Genomic DNA, 17,728 nt, shown 5'->3' with positions numbered 1-17,728 from the left:
TTCTTTCTGTTTCGCTTTTCCTTATAATAAAAAGGTCAAAGGATAAAGGGATGATATAAATGAAACGGTTCATTGGTCTAATTTGTATACTTGTTGGTGTTTTTTTGATGATTGGGATGCTTTTCAAAAATGGAGATCTCTTTCATTTGAGCTTTTCTCGTGATAAAGCTGTCACAACAGCTTCAGCGAAAAAGGATGAGGTTGAACAATTAGATATCTCTCTTTCTGGATTTCGCATCAAGGTGAAGCCGGAAGATCGTTCGGATATTTCTGTGATGGTTGTGAATGGAAAAGGGAAAATGTATGCGGAACAAACAGGCGGAACATTCAAAGTCCGTGCTGAAAATAAAGGATTTTTGTTTTTCTCTGCATTTGAAAAAGGAGAACTCTTAGTCAAAATTCCAACAGATTATCATAAAGATGTGAAAATAACAGGTGGAATCGGCGTGAGCGAAGTAAATGGCGAAGGAAAGCTGTCTCTTCAAGATGTGACGCTCAAATCAACGAGCGGAAACCTCACAGCTGAGAACTTCTCAGCAAATCGTGTGGAAATCAAAGCGACTTCTGGCAGACTTTCAGTGTCTCATATTGATGCGAAGGAAAGTGATATTGGTGCCACTTCTGGTCGTGCTGATATTCAAGATGTAAAAGGAAAGCTGCAATTAGGCATGACAAGCGGCAGGCTGACAGCAAGCTTTGATACAATTGATTCACCAGTCGACTTTCACATGACATCAGGCAGTGCGAAATTTAACTTGCCAGATGAGGGAGATTTCAAAGTCCAAGTGAAAAAAACGAGTGGACGTATTGATCATTCGTATGATTTTGACCAAGCGGACAGTGAAGGCCGAGGTTTTACAGGCACGCATGGGAAAGGGACACACTTAGTCGATATTGAGATGACAAGCGGAAGCTTAAAATTGCGGTAAACAAACGTAAAAAGGAAGGAGGCGAGTCAACTGCGTTTTTCTAGAAATCAAATTTTAGGCATCATTGTGGTGATTTTCGGTATAAATCTTTTTCTCAAAATTATTGGGATTGGGGCAGACTTATTTTGGCCAGTGTTTTTTGCTCTAGCTGGTTATTGGCTGCACTCTCGATCTAAACGTTGGCTCGGTTCGGTTTCCTATATTTTTGCAGGCTTTCTCTTCTTGAAGTTTCTACTAAATATCACGTTTAGTTTGACTGGGTATTTATTTGCTGCCTTTTTGATCTATGCGGGCTATCGTTTATTGAAAAACAAACCTGTTTTTGATGTCGATAAAAAGGAATCATCAGACGATGGAAAGCCTTCACTGAAAGTCAATCTTGAAAAAGAGGGCGATCAGAAGAAAACAAAAAGCCAGACAAAGCCGCGCAAAGAACATGATTTCTTCATCGGTGAAGTCAGGCTGATGAAAAAACCATTTCAATTAAGCGATTTGACCATTTCAGGTTTTATTGGCGATGTCAAAATCGACTTATCAAAGGCGATTATTGCTGAGGAAGAGAGCACGATCGTCATTAGTGGGCTCATCGGAGATGTCGATATTTATGTACCTCAGGATATTGAAGTATGTGTGAGTGCTTCGGCTGCGATTGGTGATATGAAAATCATTGATGAAAAAAGAAGCGGGTTCGGCAGTAAAGTGTATGTCATGACAAATGATTATGATGAGAGCAAGCGAAAAGTGAAAATCTCCATTTCTCTCCTGATTGGGGATGTGGATGTGAGGTACTTATGAGGAAACTGCATTTAGGCATCCAGTGGCAATCTGTTCGTCTTGCAGTCGGTATCTCGCTTGGTGTTGTCATCATGACGACACTCCCGATGTTTTTTTATTACCAGCTTGATCCTATGATTTTGCTGTCTACGCGGTGGTTCGGCATCCCGTTTTTTTGTATTTTACTCATTATTAGTCTCGCCATTGGTGTATCAGCGGGGCATGTGTTTGGCTATCAGCATAAGAAGCGGCTGGATCAGCTTGTAGAGTCGATTTTGAAGTTTGAAAATGGGAATTTTGCCTATAGACTGCCTTCTCTAGGTGATGATGAAATTGGTTTGGCGGCAGATCAATTAAATGAAATGGCGAAACGAGTGGAAGGGCAAGTAGCCTCCTTACAAAAGCTCTCAAATGAGCGAGCTGAATGGCAGGTTCAAATGAAAAAATCGGTTGTCTCAGAAGAGCGTCAGCGTCTAGCGCGTGAGCTGCATGATGCAGTCAGCCAGCAGCTATTCGCCATTTCGATGATGACGTCTGCGATTCTTGAAGGGATGAAGGAAAAGGATGAAAAGATTTTAAAGCAAATGCGTCTTGTGGAACGAATGGCTGGCGATGCACAAAATGAGATGCGTGCACTCCTTCTGCATTTAAGACCGATCACCCTTGAAGGAAAAGACTTGAAAAAAGGCTTGATTGAGCTACTCAATGAATTTCAGGCAAAGCAGCCAATTGATATTGATTGGGAAATAGAAGATGATGCTCCGCTGTCTAAAGGGGTGGAGGACCATCTGTTCCGAATTGTGCAAGAAGCCCTTTCCAATGTGTTTAGGCATGCAAAGGCGACAAAGGTGACAGTACGTCTGCTTATTCGGAACCGTCAAGTTCAGTTGAAAATTATCGACAACGGGATTGGTTTTCAAACAGATCATGTGAAGACTGCTTCCTACGGACTTGAATCGATACGAGAAAGAACAAGTGAAGTAGGCGGTGTCGCAGAGATTATGTCATTTGAGGGAAAAGGCACACAAATTGATGTGAAGGTTCCCATTTTTGATGAAGGAAAAGGAGAGAACGTTCGATGATTCGAGTGCTTTTAATTGACGATCACGAAATGGTGAGAATGGGTCTTGCTGCTTTTTTAGAGGCACAGGCGGATATTGAAGTCATCGGTGAAGCGTCAGATGGACAAAAAGGTGTAGAACTAGCGGTTGAATTAAAGCCAGACGTGATTTTAATGGACCTTGTTATGGAAGGCATGGATGGCATCGAAGCAACGAAAAGAATTTGTCAAGAAATAGAGGATGCCCGGATTATTGTACTGACGAGCTTTATTGATGATGATAAAGTGTATCCAGTTATTGAGGCTGGTGCCTTAAGCTATCTTTTAAAAACATCGAAAGCAGGAGAAATTGCTGATGCCATCAGGTCTGCGAGTATCGGCGAACCAAGACTTGAATCAAAAGTAGCTGGAAAGGTCATGAACAAACTCCGCCATTCATCAAATGGGTCCATTCTGCACGATTCGTTAACCGCAAGAGAGATGGAAATATTAAAGCTGATTGCCGATGGAAAATCGAATAAGGTCATTGCTGAGGAATTGTTTATTACCATCAAAACAGTCAAGACGCATATTACCAACATTCTTTCCAAGCTTGATGTAGAAGACCGCACACAAGCAGCCGTGTATGCACATCGCCATAAGCTGATTCAATAAAAAAACAGCTTTCAAATGAAAGCTGCTGGAACATGCGCAAAATTAGTCCTTCTGTCCTGTGATTGGACGTTCGGATAGTTGATGGAGCTCAGGAACTGGAAAAGCCTCCTGCTCCTCGGCCGATTTGTCTTCCAGGGTTTTCTTCATCTCGGAAAGCAGTTTGACGCTTTCCTTTGCCACTGCCGCTTTTTTCTCTTGCAAATCAATGATCTGTGAAAGTCCAACAAATAAACCGCCTCCAATCAGAAGGAGCGCAGGGGTTTGTCCATAATAAATCACGATCAAAAATGTGCTTGAAAAGCTGTCGGCTTCAATGAAGAAATCTTCTTTTGATTGCATGAATACCACGACTAACAGAAGTATTCCTAGAATCAAAAATAGAATGCCGGCCGAAAGTAAAGCTCGTTTCATGATTGACACCCTTTTTTTCTTACCATTTTAACATACTCTATAAGGATTGTGTTGCGCCCTTAGTCCCGAAGTCACGGATTTTCACATTTACCTTGTAACGAATATCGGATTCACTAAAAATGTCATCCCAATGTTTTGCTTCTTTTCGGAATTCCTTCGGATAGGCAATACTCGCTTTTTGATAAAATCCACAAATATCTGCTTTGATCTCATGCTGTAATTCCCCGATAAAATCTTTCACATTTTCCTCCAGTCGATGTGCCACGACTTTCTCAATTTCTTGGAGGTATTTTTCATTAAATGCGTTTTCTCGTTCATTCCAATCCTCAGACAATCTTCCATCGAGTTCAACTGACACATCAAATTCATATTTGCCACTGGCTGTTTTATGGGTGTCAATGTTGTGTTTAATTTTAAAGATCTCAAAAGAATAAATGCTATGTTCATATTGGAATTCAATCACTCCGCCTGTTGCATCTCCAGTCAGCAGGTTGTAGGACTGCACCGCTAAAGGAGAGATGTTGGTGAGAAATCGTTTGTTCTGAATAATCGAGGCACCATCCAGCATTAATTTGCCCTGACTGACACTGACTTTAGGAATGGCAAAAGATACGTTGTTTTGCATGGCAGAAGAAATATCTCCTAAGGAAACGGGCTTGAACATACGAATGGTCGTTTTTGTATTCGAAGAAATATCGTATAAAGTGGAAGCGGCAGGCTGGCCGTCGTCATTGATTTTCAGCATATCTCCAGGTTTCTCAGAAGCCATAAAGACAAGGCTTCCTCTTCGTGTTTCATTGTCCCGAATGAATTGATTGATGACCAAATCGAAATTATTTTCATTGATAAGGTCTTGAGAAAACAAATAAACCCTCAGCTGCTGAGCAAAAATGCGGTGTGTTTTTAGGGCCGTCGTACGAAAAATTTGGTGTATGGAATCACCGCTTGTTTCAATAATCTTCGTCGGATCTTTCACGCTTGATTCTTGCTCAATTTTTTGCGGAACGAGCACCTGCATAGACAGCTTCAATTTATGTCCGTCATCTCCTTTATCTACAGCAAATCCAATTGCCATGTTGAGCTCCTCGATATTTGTACTATCCCAGCACCCGCATAATAGAATCAGTGAGAAGAGCGCAAGAACCGCTTTCTTTTTCATGCTGTTTTCCGCCTCCTTTTGAAAAATACGATGATAAATAAAAGAAACGGGAGTATACCAAATAGAAGAAAGAACAAGTTGTTTACGTAGGTTAAATAGTCTCGGACCGTATCAACATCTTTTGGGAAAAGAGCGGCAAAGAAGATCACAATGCCCATCAAGGCGAGCGCGATTTTTTTAGGGAATTTAGTCAATTTGATGACTCCTATCGTAGCAAAAAACGTATATCCTACAAAGCTCGTATAAAGCTGGACAAGCCAAACAATCAGCAAAAAGGATTCAATCCGTTCAATAAAAATCCCCTGAATATCAAATGATTGAAATAAGGCAATGGTCGGCCACGTCAGAGTCGCCGTTTCTTTCACCGTGAGCGCACCAACCACAAGAATATAGGTGAAAATATAGATGATCGCAGGAATCAAAAAGCCGATGGAGCCATATGCAAAAGTGTGTTTTTGCGTATTCATATAGGCAGGCATGAAAAGCATCATTTCAATGCCGACAAACGAAATGGCCGAAGCATTCAAGGAATTGAAAACAGGGGAAAAGCCCTCTCCTAAAACTGGCCGTAGGTTATCGAGCTTAAACTCTTGTACACTAAGTCCGTAGGCTACAAATAAGATGATGAGTGTGACAATCAGAAAAAAAGGGCACAGCCGGGCAAAATCACCAATCCCCCCAATCACAAGGTAAAAACCAACCAAAATAAAGCTGATCATCGTCACGGCTACAGGTGTGTTTTGAAGTAGAAAGAATTTCACCATCTCAGACATGGCTCGTACTTCATAGCTGGCAACGCCGAGAAAGTAAATAATAATCAACAGGTTGGCAAGTGAGCCAATCCATTTCCCAAGTCCTTCTTTTGTATAGTCATAGTAGGAAGAAAAGGAGACCTTTTTCATCATGAGCACATTGACAAAAATGAACACAATGTATATCACACTCATGAGTAAGAGTGCAATCCAGCCGTCAGGTGTAGGCGCAGCTTGAGCCATTGATCTTGGCAGAATCATCATACTTGCACCTAGTGTGGTATTGGCGATAATGGCACTTGCCTGATAGCTTGTGATCGACTCTTTATGATTGACCATGTCGTTCCCCTTTCTTTTGATTTTTCAAAGGCAATCTGATGATGGAATTGTCCTCATTTTTATAACTGAACACAAAATCTGGTGAAAAATATGGGGTGCCAAAGCTTTTTTGTCTTGTCAAATGAGTGAGTAAGACGAGCATAAACAGGACAAGTCCATATAAACCGAATGCAGCTGCAGTAAACATGGATACAAAGCGAAGGACACGAAATGATATCCCCATTCCATATTGAGGAAAGGTAAAGGATGCAAGTGCAATGACGCTGACAATAATGACCATAATGGAGCTGACGATATGGGCTTGTACGGCTGCCTGCCCAATGACAACACCGCCCACAAGTCCGATTGTTTGTCCAAGTGGATTAGGAAGCCTTAACCCAGCCTCTCGCAGCAGCTCAATGGTCATTTCCATGATGAGTGCTTCCACAATAGGAGGAAAGGGGACATTCTCTCGTGTGCTTGAGATGGAAATAGCTAAAGTTGTGGGCAAAAGTCCTTGATGGAAGGACACCAGCGCAATATAAATGGCTGATAAAAACAAAGTGAGAAAGATGGACGTAAAACGGAGCAAACGAATAAGAGAGGCGGCGATCCATCTTTCATAATAATCATCAGGTGACTGCATAATTATCGCAAGGGAAGCAGGCACAATTAAGATAAAAGGCGAATGATCGACAAAGATGGCGACGCGCCCATTGTTTAAAGCAGATGCCACTTTATCAGGCCGTTCTGTGTTTTGAATTTGTGGAAAAGGAGAATACACATTGTCTTCAATGAGCTCTTCAAGGACGCCAGAGTCTTGTATATCATCAATGGTGACTTGTTTGAGACGCTTTTTTACCTCTTTTAAAACAGAGGGCTCAACGATACCGTCAATGTACATGATCGATACTTGGGTGTATTTCTTTTCGCCGATTTTCATGTCTACTGTTTTGAGATCAGGATTTTTCAAACGCTGTCTGACGAGAGCTAAGTTCGTGTTGATATCTTCAATGAAACCAATCTTTGGTCCTCTTACGACGGTTTCAGATGTAGCATCTCCTAAATTGCGTTTCTTCGTTCCATGTGTTTCTAAAATATAAGCGTGCTGAAATCCATTAATCAGTACGACACAATGTCCTTGAAAAATAGCATCTACTAGTTCTTCAGAGGTTTTTACCGTACGGGTAGTCATCATCGATAAATTGGATTCTAGCTTCTCTTTTGTTAGAGAGGCATGATCTTGCAATAGCAGCTTTAAGAAAGTTTGAATCTGCATCGCTTCGTTCATTTCTTTAATGTATAAATAGTAGACAACCTGTCCATGAGGCAATGTTTTTTTCTCATGGATCAAATCATCCATGTCCTTTAACTGAGGGAGAATGACAGAGAGATTATCGTATAAGTGCTCTTTCAATGGAGTTTGATTCAAATGGATCACCCGCCTCAATTTCTTTTTCTTAGCATTACCTGCTTGAAAAAACAATATTCTGTGTTACATTATTTTGTGGTATATGAAAGAATCACGGTGTTGGAGGAAAAAAGATGGCGCAAATTCGTTTAGCAGGAACAAAAGAGGAGATCGACCTTATTCTACAGTCGTTTGACAAGCATTATGAGGTGACTTATACGTCAAAAGATTACGGAAAAACAAATCCAAAATACAAATATTCCAAAGATGTTCGTGTTTATATTGAACTAAAATTAAAATAAAGATAAAATTTTAATTGAAAACGCTTAAAGGATTTTCGTTTTTTGTATAGAATAGAGTTGAGTGATGAAGCTATGGAGGGATACATAATGACAGAATTTAGAATCGAAAAAGATACAATGGGCGAAATCAAGGTGCCACAGGACAAGTTCTGGGGTGCACAAACACAACGAAGCAAAGAAAATTTCAAAATCGGTTCTGAGAAAATGCCAAAGGAAGTTGTGAATGCGTTTGCAATTTTGAAACGTAGCACAGCGATTGCGAACGAACGTCTAGGCAACTTAGAAAGTGAAAAAGCAGAAGCGATTGCTGCTGTATGTGATGACATCATCAGTGGAAAATATGACGAGCATTTCCCGCTTGTTGTATGGCAAACAGGAAGTGGAACACAAAGTAACATGAACATGAACGAAGTCGTTGCAAATAGAGCAACTGCTTACTTGAAAGATAAAAATAGTGAATTCAGCATTCACCCGAATGACGATGTCAACCGCAGCCAAAGCTCAAATGATACATTCCCAACGGCTATGCACGTGGCAGCTGTTTTAGCTGTGTACAAAAAGCTATTGCCTGCGATTGACCAGTTAAGAGCGACTCTTGATGAGAAAGCAAAAGCATACCAAGAGATCGTGAAAATTGGCCGTACGCATTTGCAAGATGCAACACCTCTTACAGTGGGCCAAGAGATTAGCGGCTGGGTGTACATGCTTGATCGTTCAAAAGAAATGATTTTAGAATCTACTGAAAAAATGAGAGAACTTGCCATTGGCGGCACAGCTGTTGGTACAGGAATTAACGCACATCCTGAGTTTGGTAAATACGTGGCAGAAGAAATCAGCCAGTTAACAGGTCAAACGTTCAATTCTTCACCAAACAAATTCCATGCGCTGACAAGTCATGATGAAATCACATATGCACACGGTGCGCTTAAAGCTCTTGCAGCTGACTTAATGAAAATTGCCAATGATGTGAGATGGCTTGCAAGTGGTCCTCGCTGCGGAATTGGTGAATTGATCATTCCTGAAAATGAGCCAGGCAGCTCCATTATGCCAGGAAAAGTCAACCCAACTCAAAGTGAAGCTTTAACAATGATTGCCGCACAAATCATGGGGAATGATGCAACAATCGGTTTTGCCGCAAGCCAAGGAAACTTCGAGCTGAACGTATTTAAGCCGGTCATCATCTATAACTTCTTGCAGTCAGTTGAATTGCTTGCTGACGGTATGAACTCATTCCATGACAAGTGTGCCGTTGGAATTGAACCAAACCTAGAAACGATCGAGAAAAACCTAAACAATTCATTGATGCTTGTGACGGCACTCAACCCGCACATCGGATATGAAAATGCAGCGAAAATTGCGAAGCTTGCGCACAAAGAAGGATTAACACTAAAAGAAGCTGCCCTTCAATTAGAACTATTAACAGAAGAGCAGTTTGAAGAGTTTGTGAAACCAGAAGAAATGGTGACACCGAAAGCAAAATAAGACACCAGAGGCCTCTGTGCCTCTGGTTTTTTTATGGAAACTCCCTGAAATCACAGAAAAGAAGTTTGATTGTTTGTCACAATCATAAACCCAGGGCAACCAAGCCCTGGGTTTTATAAATGATCTTCTTTTAGAATGCGTAATAAGGAGCCTGAGACCGGCTGAAGTGGTGTGTATAATTTCAATTGGTAAAGCATGCCTTTGACGATGACTTGTCTTGGTTTTTGTTTGTTTAACTCATTTTCTAAAATGCCAAGCGCTTCAAATAAATCTGGCTCGTCTTTTACTTCATAATGTGCTTCTGCCAGTTCTCTTAATTCTTTTAATAGAGATTCTGTGAGCGGGTCAAATGATCGTTCATAAATCGGGCCGAACCAGTCGCTTGCTTGGTCCACAGAAATGAGTGGATGGTCATTTCGCTTCATCATACCGCCCATTAGATCATCGATACGGTGAATCATTGTTGCGGCAAGCTCCTCTGCTTCGAGCTGAAAATCATATAAAATGGCAAGCTCAAAGTAAACGTGACTCATGCCCTCAATCGTTAAACATAGATCAGCCATATAAGGAATGGCTGCATCTCCATACACTTGCTTAATGTTATCAATATGCAACTGAATCGTCGCAAGTCGAATTTGCTTTGCGAGCTGCTGCGTTTCTTCGTTCAATGGGAGCGCCCTGTCGCTTAGCTGCATTTTAATAAAATCTTTTTGCTGCAAAATATTATCGTAATAGACAGTGAGCTGTTTCCGGTAGGCCTCTTTTGGTGTGCCGCCCTCTGTTTGAACCTCGTGAATCCGGGTAAATACCTTATCGTAATAGTAATGCAAGATCGAAATAAGCAGTGCTTCCTTCGATTTGAAATAAAGGTAAAACGCACCCTTTGACATGTGGCATTCATCTGCAATTTCCTGAACAGACGTTGTATTATAGCCTTTGCTGGCAAATAACTTCATACCAGCCTCAATAATCATTTTTTCTTTCTTTTTCAATATGAATGTCATCCTTTCTTACCGAGAGACAAATGTCTTAGGAAACGTGCGCAAAGAGATGTGACTTATCGGTCATAAACGACAAAACTTTTCAAAAATTAATCAGATTGTAACTTGTTTTTTACAGTGTAATTCTTTATATTATAAAGTAAGGTGACCAACCGGTCAAAAAATGTGAAAGGATGATGTTCCATGAGAGAAATTGATGATATGATTAGACGCTTGAAAACAAAAGGAATTCAAGTAGAAAAAGTCAAAATGCCGAAAGAGACAACCATTGAAAAGAAATGGATGTATCAAGCTGGCAAGAAAATCAAAGCCACATACCGTGATTTCAATGGGTATTCATTCATCTAAAAAAGACTGCGGTGTAAAACCTACAGCCTCTTCTTTGGAACAGTGATCGTATAGCGTACACCTAGTTCATCATTTTCAATTGATATGGACGCTTGATGCATTGAAAGAATTCGTTTGACAATGCTTAATCCAATGCCGAATTCGCCCTTTTTTCCCTTACTAAAAGGTTCGTATAGGCTGGATAGCATGTGTTCTTCAATTGGAGGGCCATCATTACGAATGACGATGCGAATTTGATCCTCTTCCTGCTTCATATGAATATCAATTTTACTTTTTGCGTAACGCAGTTGATTTTCTAATACATTTTCAAATAATTTGCTCCATTGTTCTGGATCGCCTTCAAGTGCAGCCTCATCATCTAAGTCCACGTTCCACTGCAATTCATTTTTCGACCAGCGTAAACGGTCAACCACTTCCAGCATTGTATTACTCACAAGGAAGGGAGAATGCGCCGGATGTTGTTTTGATAAATAATCAAGCTTTGTTAAATACAGCAAATCTTTGATTTTCTTCTCAAGCTTTTCCGCTTCGCCTTCAATCACTTCCACCGTTTGTTCAAGATCTCCTTTAGGGAAAATTCCATCTTTAATAGACTGCGTATAACCGCGGATGACCATCACAGGTGTTTTTAAGTCGTGTGATATATTTTGCAAAAGCGTTCGTTCTGTTTCATCCTTTTGAATGAGCTTTTGTCTCATTTCTTCAATCGTATGCCCCAGCTTGCCAATTTCATCTTGCCGGTCAACAATCACAGGATCGTCCCAGTCTTCTTGTGCAATGCGCTTGACGTGCTTTTCAAACGCGACGATTGGACGTGATAAGTAGCGGGCGAGCCAAATCGATGGAATCCAGCTTAGTAAAATAACCGTTCCTAAGATGAAAATAAGCTGTTTAAACAGTGTAAAGGACAAGTCATCTCGATAAGAATCGGGTGCATATGACAAGAGAATATATTGTGTATTGCCTGTTGAGACTTTTTTGATCACAAAAAAGATATGCTGGCCATTCACTTCTTCAGAATAGCGTTTTGTTGCGCTTTTTTGTTTTTTAACAAAGGACTGCACTTTTTCAATAAAGGCATGCGGGAAAAACTGAGCCATTTGATTTAATTCATCTGACGGAATCAGAATGTGCTGAACCGAGCGGTTTTCTGGTGTCGACTTTGGTGAGCCGTCTCGATTCAGAGGGTATTCTGTTAACACTTGCTGCTCGTTTTCGATGTTTTTATAAATTTCATTCGTAAAGAAGCTGCGTAATGTATTTGAAAATAAAATGATCAGGACAATCGAGATGGTGAGTAAAATGCCAGAGATGACAACCCAAATTTGAAAAGCGAGTGGTTTATTCTTCATCCTTTTAGCATCCTATAGCCAAATCCATAAATGGTCTCGACTTTTAAGTCAGGCATTTTTTTGCGCAGCCGTCTGACAAGATCATCGACCACACGATCTGTCCCGAAGTAATCGTGCCCCCAGATCTTGACGAGGATATCTTCCCGGGAAAAGGCATGTCCTTGATGATGGGTAAATAAGAGCAGCAAATCAAATTCCTTAGACGTTAAGTTAATCAGCTGATCTCCTTCATACACCTCTCTTACGTCCTCATGAATGATATAGGAAGAAACGGGTGTGACGCTTTGCTGCGGTGTGTCACTGTTTTTATATACAAGCTCCAGCAGCTTTTGCACGCGGATGATCAGCTCGCGCGGAAGAAAGGGTTTCGCAATATAATCACTGCTCCCGAGTTCTAAGCCAAGCACACGATCAATATCTGCATCACGTGCCGAAATAAAAATGACCGGTACGTCAGGCGAGGCTGCTTTGATTTCTTTAATGAGTGTGTAGCCGTCTGTATCAGGCAGCATAATATCTAAAATCCATAGATGCGGGGGCTTGTTCATTGCTTCGCGTGCCGCTTCTCCGGTTAAAAAAGAGGACACATTCCAATTTTCACTCTCTAAATATTTGGTTAACAGTTCATTTAAATTCTGCTCATCTTCAACTAAATAAATGGTGTACGACAAAGTCTTCCACATCCTCTCAACGTCATTATAACGGGATACAAAGGCGGCATGTCAACAATCACAAGCTTTTTTCACAATTTCACATATTCTTCTCATCATTATCCCATAATGTTTGTTTATGATAAGCTCAAGGGAAAAAAGGGCATAGACAAAAGGCTAATGAATAGGTGCTTTTCACCAATGTGCACACCTTGCTTTTTTTCTATGAATAAGTATTATATAATTTGACATATTGTCATAAAGAATTTTTCAATGATATTGCCATTAAGAGGACATGAGTCCTGTCTAGACATATGAATGAATCATTTCATGAAAATGATGCAAAGGAGTGCAAGCGATGGATTTCCGAAGAGAAGATGAAGAGAAAAAGATGAATGATCAAGAACACACACATCAAGAGAATGAGAAACAAATAGAAGAACCAGAAAAAGAGAAAGAACTCGTTTTTCACCACCATGAAAACGAAGCATCTGCCTCTCAGGAGAGGGTGACAAACGGATCTCCTCAAGTGATTGATGACCGTTCGTCTAAAAAGGAGAAAAAACGAAAGGCTGCATGGCTAAGTCCGATTCTTGGAGGGATTATTGGAGGCGGTCTTGTGCTTGGCATTACACCGCTTTTACCGCAGTCACAAGATACAGCGGCAAACACTCAAACCCAAACAGCATCAAGCGAACCGGCTTCATCTGAAAATTTCTCAACAAAACAAATCACCAATGCGACGAATGTTGCTGATATGGTAGAAGATTTAGAGCCGACGATTGTAGGGGTCTCAAACTATCAATCTACACAAAACTCGTTCGGTCTTAGCGGTGATTCAACTGAAGCGGAAGCTGGAACGGGTTCTGGTGTCATCTTCAAAAAAGATGGCAAAAAAGCATACATTATCACAAATAACCATGTAGTCGAGGGTGCCAATAAATTAAAGGTCACACTATACGATGGAAAAACAAAAGATGCGAAGCTTGTCGGCAGTGACGTAATGACAGATTTAGCTGTCGTGGAAATAAATGCTGACGGCATTGATAAAGTTGCAAGTTTTGGAGATTCTTCTAAGCTTCGTGCTGGAGACAAAGTCATCGCAATCGGGAACCCGCTCGGTGCGCAGTTCTCTGGTACAGTAACAGAAGGGATTATTAGTGGTCTCGATCGTACCGTTGAAGCCAATACATCATCTGGAACTGTTGAGATGAATGTGCTTCAAACAGATGCAGCCATTAACCCTGGAAACAGTGGCGGTCCGCTGATCAATACAGACGGTCAAGTCATCGGCATCAACAGTTTGAAAATTAGCGAAAGCGGAGTAGAATCACTCGGATTTGCGATCCCAAGTAACGATGTAAAACCGATCGTAGATCAGCTGTTGAAAAATGGAAAAGTCGAACGTCCTTACCTTGGCGTACAAATGATTGACCTTGAGCAAGTGCCTGAAACGTATCAGGAAAATACACTTGGCCTATTTGATAAACAAATCGGTAAAGGCATTTATGTAAAAGATGTTTCAAAAGGATCTCCTGCACAAAAAGCAGGCTTGAAGTCTGGAGATGTCATCATCAAGTTCAAAGGAAAAGATGTAGCGAACAGCTCACAACTGAAAGAAATCCTTTATAAAGAAACAAAAATTGGCGATAAAACGACAATGACTGTCATCCGTGATGGAAAGAATAAAAATCTTGATATTACCCTTGGGCAGTCTGATAACGAATAAAAGAAAACAGGTGGATAATCGATCCACCTGTTTTTTTGTGCCTATTTTTTTGAAGATAGTGTCCGTAAAATAATGTTTTCCCATACATTCCAAGGCAGGAGCTGCTTTGCTATGAATGAAAGCCGAACACCTTTCCCGACAAGATACCTTAGCTTCTTTAGCCGCTTCTTCTCTGCAAGCGAAACCACAAGCTCTGCAACTTCGCCGGGATCTCCATAGTTGTTTTTTTGCGCCTCTATATAGGACATCATGTTTTCATAAATAGTTGTGTATTTAGAACCTGCTGCGGGTGGTGTCATTTGCTCATTCATGGAGGTGTTCCAAATGTTCGTTTGGAAAGAACCCGGCTCAATCAAAGCGGCCTGAATGCCAAACGCAGCCAGCTCAATTCGCAAACTCTCTGTATAGCCCTCTAGCGCAAACTTTGACGATACATATGGAGAGAGTGCGGGCATTCCCATGAGTCCGCTGATACTGCTCATATTCAATATTTTTGCACCGCTCGTCATCAACGGAAGGACTGCTTGTGTCATTTCCATCACACCAAAGACATTCACTTCAAATTGCTCACGGTACTGATCAACAGGCACCTCTTCAGCAAAACCAGCATAGGCCGTTCCCGCATTGTTCACAAGCAGGTGAATGGGAGCATAGGCATTAAGCCTTTTCTGAAATGCTTGAATGGACTGTGTATCTGTCACATCTAATGCTTCAATATGTATCGATTCGGATAAAGCGGCGTTCTTTACTTCTTCGGCAAGCTTTTTCGCATTGGTTTCCTGTCTTACGCCAGCAATCACAGTGTACCCTTGCTGAGCAAGACGCAATGTGATGAGCTTTCCAAATCCGCTGTTGGCACCAGTCACAATGGCTGTTTTATTCATCATCCGGTTCTCCTTTTTGTTTTAATCTACCATAGTCTGCTGTTTTATTGAATAACGAAAAGGGGCTTGGAGAAGAATAAAAAACGATGCTATGAAATAGGAGGAAATACATGATGTGCTGGAAGAAGGCGGGACTGCTAGGAGTGCTGTTCTTTATGCTGTCTGGCTGTCGTTCAATCGAACCAATACAACATCCGCATGAAGCAGAAGCTGAAAGTCTGTCAGCTGTTCAAATGAAGGAACTGCCATTTCAGCATTTGCAATTGCACGTACAATATGGACAAAAAAGCGAATTATATGAAGCTACCTATCGTCAAGCTGGTGGAAGAGAAGAAGCACTAATTCGAGATCATATGAATGGTGTCCGCTATGAAGGAGAAGAAGCTTTACGTGAAATGAAGATGAAGCTCAATGATATGTCGATTCCTAGTGCAAAGCTGAATGAAACATATGTCAATGAATTATTATCTGCTTTTAATTTAGATGATGATTATCAGCGGATACGAGTCGATATCAAGCTCGAAGATGGGACAAAACGTGCATTCGAAAAGAAAAAGTAAACGAGACTTTCTCATTTTTTAATTGAAAATGATTTTCAAGATCACTTAAATCTGATACACTAAATTGAGATAAGTGATCTTTGACGTCTACATAGACGATATTCAATATAAAAAATTTGGATGAGAAAAGGAGCGTTTGAGCGGAATGAGTGCCATTTCTACTGAAGGTTTAAGCTTAGGTTACGGAGAAACAATGATCATAGACGAACTAAATGTGTCAATCCCTAAGGGTGAAATCACAGTATTTATTGGCAGCAATGGATGCGGTAAATCCACGCTACTTCGCTCTTTGGCCCGTCTCATGAAGCCAATGGGTGGTTCTGTCCTGCTTGAAGGTCATTCCATTGCCAAATTACCAACAAAGGAAGTGGCGAAACAGCTCGCCATTCTTCCGCAAGGGCCAGAAGCGCCAGAAGGATTAACGGTACATCAACTCGTCAAGCAAGGGCGATATCCTTATCAAAATTGGCTGAAGCAATGGTCAAAGCAAGATGAAGAAGCGGTAAATCGCGCACTGAAGTCAACGAAGATGGAAGACCTTGCTGATCGAACGGTTGATTCATTATCAGGTGGACAAAGGCAGCGTGCATGGATTGCGATGACATTGGCACAGGAGACGGATATTATTCTATTAGATGAGCCAACAACGTATTTAGACATGACGCACCAAATTGAAATCCTGGATCTTCTTTTTGATTTAAATGAAAAAGAGCAGCGCACGATTGTCATGGTTCTGCATGACCTCAATCTCGCTTGCAGATATGCGCATCACCTTGTGGCCATTAAAGACAAGTCAATTTATGCAGAAGGAAGACCGGAAACTGTCATTAACTGTGATCTTGTGAAAAATGTCTTTGATATGAACTGCCAAGTAACAACAGATCCTTTATTCGGAACACCGTTATGTATTCCGCACGGCAGAGGACGCTGTATTGTCCAACAGGCACAAGCTGAGACATTTCTTGCTGCAAGATAATCGTATGTGAAAAGCCTGACATCTGTTACACGCAGAGTCAGGTTTTTTTCTGAAAAAAGGAGCGGAATACAAATGGGAAATGAATTAGATGAAAAGCTCGAAGGCCTGCTTGATAAATATACAGAGCTGCTGCTTGGTGAAACGAATGAGGAATTGAAAAGAGATGTCTCGCAGTGGATCATCTATTCTCATATTGCCAAAAGCATGCCGCCTTTAGCCAAGCATTTTAATGACACGTATCCAGAGGCAAAAGAAGACATCAAAGAAACGATTCAGCGGATCAAGCAATTAAATGAAGCTCATCGTGCCAATAAAGACCGTTAAAAAACTGCCAGTATGAGCTGGCAGTTTTTCTTTATGACATGGGTGATGATCCGTACGGTGATTGATCTGTCAGTGTTTGCTGGAACTTCTGATGTGTCTGCTGGAGCTTCTGCTGGTCAGCGGCTTCGACAGAGTACCAGCCATATTTGAACATGACATCATATAAATGTCTTTGCGTTTTTTGTGTTTCTAGCGCAATTCGCTGAATATCTTGGTAAAGAGATTCATGGCTGAATTCATTGAGCGCTGTGTTATATCCGTTTGTCATATATTTTTCAGTCGACAAAAGGTCTGTGACAAAGTCGCGATCGTTCATGTTTGTCGTTGTTGGAACCGGTGTTTGTGGATTCCCGATTTTTTGTTGGTTTTGCTGTTCCATGTCTGTTACCTCCTATTGCATAAAGCCAGAAGACTGGCCTTGCCCTGAGCTGCCTAAATGTTGAAGTATTTGTGTGTAATGCTGATGGTGCATTTGACCAACTTGATTGAGTTCTTGTTTCAATGTTTGATCCTGACAATGCTCGGCCATAAAGTGGGCCTTTTTCATCGCGATCAAATTCCAGTTCAGCATATCCTCTAGGTACAAGGAATCCTTTACTGAAATTACCTGTGGGGGCATATTCATTTGCTGGTTGTTCAAGATGTGTTCCTC

21 protein-coding genes are annotated in these 17,728 nt (G+C 41.1%); 11 read left to right on the top strand and 10 right to left on the bottom strand.

What is annotated here, in order from left to right; translation table 11 throughout:
- Positions 1-59 precede the first annotated feature (59 nt).
- From NST24_RS15825 to NST24_RS15810, 4 genes are read left to right on the top strand one after another with little or no spacing between them, the layout of a single operon-like run.
- The gene (locus NST24_RS15825; protein WP_039168176.1) at positions 60-929 is read left to right on the top strand and encodes a DUF4097 domain-containing protein; all 870 of its coding nucleotides are present in this window, start codon (positions 60-62) and stop codon (positions 927-929) included.
- A gap of 30 nt (positions 930-959) precedes the next feature.
- Entirely contained in the window at positions 960-1,724 is a 765-nt protein-coding gene (gene liaF, locus NST24_RS15820; protein WP_007500301.1) for a cell wall-active antibiotics response protein LiaF, read from the top strand.
- Complete coding sequence (liaS, locus tag NST24_RS15815) at positions 1,721-2,785, top strand: two-component system sensor histidine kinase LiaS (RefSeq protein ID WP_007500303.1); 1,065 nt, start codon at positions 1,721-1,723, stop codon at positions 2,783-2,785. Before liaF ends, liaS begins: the two co-directional genes overlap by 4 nt.
- Entirely contained in the window at positions 2,782-3,417 is a 636-nt protein-coding gene (locus NST24_RS15810) for a response regulator transcription factor (protein ID WP_007500305.1), read from the top strand. The genes liaS and NST24_RS15810 overlap by 4 nt, the downstream gene beginning before the upstream one ends.
- Positions 3,418-3,459: 42 nt before the next feature.
- Here the strand turns inward: NST24_RS15810 and NST24_RS15805 are convergent, their stop codons facing one another.
- From NST24_RS15805 to NST24_RS15790, 4 genes are read right to left on the bottom strand one after another with little or no spacing between them, the layout of a single operon-like run.
- Complete coding sequence (locus tag NST24_RS15805; RefSeq protein WP_007500307.1) at positions 3,460-3,828, bottom strand: hypothetical protein; 369 nt, start codon at positions 3,826-3,828, stop codon at positions 3,460-3,462.
- A gap of 37 nt (positions 3,829-3,865) precedes the next feature.
- Positions 3,866-4,987 (bottom strand): Ger(x)C family spore germination protein, encoded by a 1,122-nt coding sequence (locus tag NST24_RS15800; protein WP_268430636.1) that lies wholly within the window; start codon positions 4,985-4,987, stop codon positions 3,866-3,868.
- Positions 4,984-6,078, bottom strand: coding sequence for an endospore germination permease (locus NST24_RS15795; protein ID WP_073412688.1), 1,095 nt, complete (start codon positions 6,076-6,078; stop codon positions 4,984-4,986). The genes NST24_RS15800 and NST24_RS15795 overlap by 4 nt, the downstream gene beginning before the upstream one ends.
- Entirely contained in the window at positions 6,065-7,489 is a 1,425-nt protein-coding gene (locus NST24_RS15790) for a spore germination protein (RefSeq protein ID WP_342461980.1), read from the bottom strand. The genes NST24_RS15795 and NST24_RS15790 overlap by 14 nt, the downstream gene beginning before the upstream one ends.
- Before the next feature lie 113 nt (positions 7,490-7,602).
- On the opposite strand from NST24_RS15790, the gene NST24_RS15785 reads away from it, so the two are divergent.
- Both NST24_RS15785 and fumC read left to right on the top strand, forming a co-directional pair.
- A complete protein-coding gene (locus NST24_RS15785) occupies positions 7,603-7,770 on the top strand; it encodes a YvzF family protein (RefSeq protein ID WP_017359274.1) in 168 nt (55 codons plus the stop codon).
- 87 nt (positions 7,771-7,857) lie between these two features.
- Complete coding sequence (gene fumC / locus NST24_RS15780; RefSeq protein WP_017359275.1) at positions 7,858-9,252, top strand: class II fumarate hydratase; 1,395 nt, start codon at positions 7,858-7,860, stop codon at positions 9,250-9,252.
- 113 nt (positions 9,253-9,365) lie between these two features.
- Here the strand turns inward: fumC and NST24_RS15775 are convergent, their stop codons facing one another.
- A complete protein-coding gene (locus NST24_RS15775) occupies positions 9,366-10,244 on the bottom strand; it encodes a TetR/AcrR family transcriptional regulator (RefSeq protein WP_017359276.1) in 879 nt (292 codons plus the stop codon).
- A gap of 192 nt (positions 10,245-10,436) precedes the next feature.
- Here NST24_RS15775 and spxO point away from each other — a divergent pair, with 192 nt between their 5' ends.
- On the top strand, positions 10,437-10,601 hold the full coding sequence (gene spxO, locus NST24_RS15770; RefSeq protein WP_096881830.1) for an anti-adapter protein SpxO: 165 nt from the start codon (positions 10,437-10,439) through the stop codon (positions 10,599-10,601).
- Between the two features lie 20 nt (positions 10,602-10,621).
- On the opposite strand, the gene NST24_RS15765 is transcribed toward spxO, so the two are convergent.
- Positions 10,622-11,953 (bottom strand): HAMP domain-containing sensor histidine kinase, encoded by a 1,332-nt coding sequence (locus NST24_RS15765; RefSeq protein ID WP_017359277.1) that lies wholly within the window; start codon positions 11,951-11,953, stop codon positions 10,622-10,624.
- Positions 11,950-12,624 carry a response regulator transcription factor gene (locus NST24_RS15760; protein ID WP_017359278.1) on the bottom strand — a complete coding sequence of 225 codons (675 nt, stop codon included), beginning with the start codon at positions 12,622-12,624 and terminating at the stop codon, positions 11,950-11,952. The genes NST24_RS15765 and NST24_RS15760 overlap by 4 nt, the downstream gene beginning before the upstream one ends.
- Before the next feature lie 337 nt (positions 12,625-12,961).
- On the opposite strand from NST24_RS15760, the gene NST24_RS15755 reads away from it, so the two are divergent.
- On the top strand, positions 12,962-14,332 hold the full coding sequence (locus NST24_RS15755; protein WP_008347064.1) for a trypsin-like peptidase domain-containing protein: 1,371 nt from the start codon (positions 12,962-12,964) through the stop codon (positions 14,330-14,332).
- A gap of 41 nt (positions 14,333-14,373) precedes the next feature.
- Here the strand turns inward: NST24_RS15755 and NST24_RS15750 are convergent, their stop codons facing one another.
- A complete protein-coding gene (locus tag NST24_RS15750; protein ID WP_144665985.1) occupies positions 14,374-15,216 on the bottom strand; it encodes an oxidoreductase in 843 nt (280 codons plus the stop codon).
- A 113-nt stretch (positions 15,217-15,329) separates the two neighbouring features.
- On the opposite strand from NST24_RS15750, the gene NST24_RS15745 reads away from it, so the two are divergent.
- The 3 genes from NST24_RS15745 (at position 15,330) to NST24_RS15735 (ending at position 17,076) form a co-directional block, all read left to right on the top strand.
- Positions 15,330-15,776 carry a YusW family protein gene (locus tag NST24_RS15745; RefSeq protein ID WP_171465740.1) on the top strand — a complete coding sequence of 149 codons (447 nt, stop codon included), beginning with the start codon at positions 15,330-15,332 and terminating at the stop codon, positions 15,774-15,776.
- A 145-nt stretch (positions 15,777-15,921) separates the two neighbouring features.
- A complete protein-coding gene (locus tag NST24_RS15740) occupies positions 15,922-16,752 on the top strand; it encodes an ABC transporter ATP-binding protein (protein ID WP_008347057.1) in 831 nt (276 codons plus the stop codon).
- 72 nt (positions 16,753-16,824) lie between these two features.
- On the top strand, positions 16,825-17,076 hold the full coding sequence (locus NST24_RS15735; protein WP_017359282.1) for a YusU family protein: 252 nt from the start codon (positions 16,825-16,827) through the stop codon (positions 17,074-17,076).
- A 31-nt stretch (positions 17,077-17,107) separates the two neighbouring features.
- On the opposite strand, the gene NST24_RS15730 is transcribed toward NST24_RS15735, so the two are convergent.
- Both NST24_RS15730 and NST24_RS15725 read right to left on the bottom strand, forming a co-directional pair.
- Complete coding sequence (locus NST24_RS15730) at positions 17,108-17,455, bottom strand: spore coat protein (protein ID WP_342461979.1); 348 nt, start codon at positions 17,453-17,455, stop codon at positions 17,108-17,110.
- A 12-nt stretch (positions 17,456-17,467) separates the two neighbouring features.
- On the bottom strand, positions 17,468-17,719 hold the full coding sequence (locus NST24_RS15725; protein WP_060698253.1) for a hypothetical protein: 252 nt from the start codon (positions 17,717-17,719) through the stop codon (positions 17,468-17,470).
- Between the last annotated feature and the right edge of the window lie 9 nt (positions 17,720-17,728).

The sequence above is a fragment of the Bacillus sp. FSL R5-0286 genome, from assembly GCF_038593245.1.
GTDB classification, from domain to species: Bacteria; Bacillota; Bacilli; order Bacillales; family Bacillaceae; genus Bacillus; species Bacillus altitudinis.
Note: the sequence above shows the minus strand (reverse complement) of the source record. Positions and strands in the feature narration are given on the sequence as shown.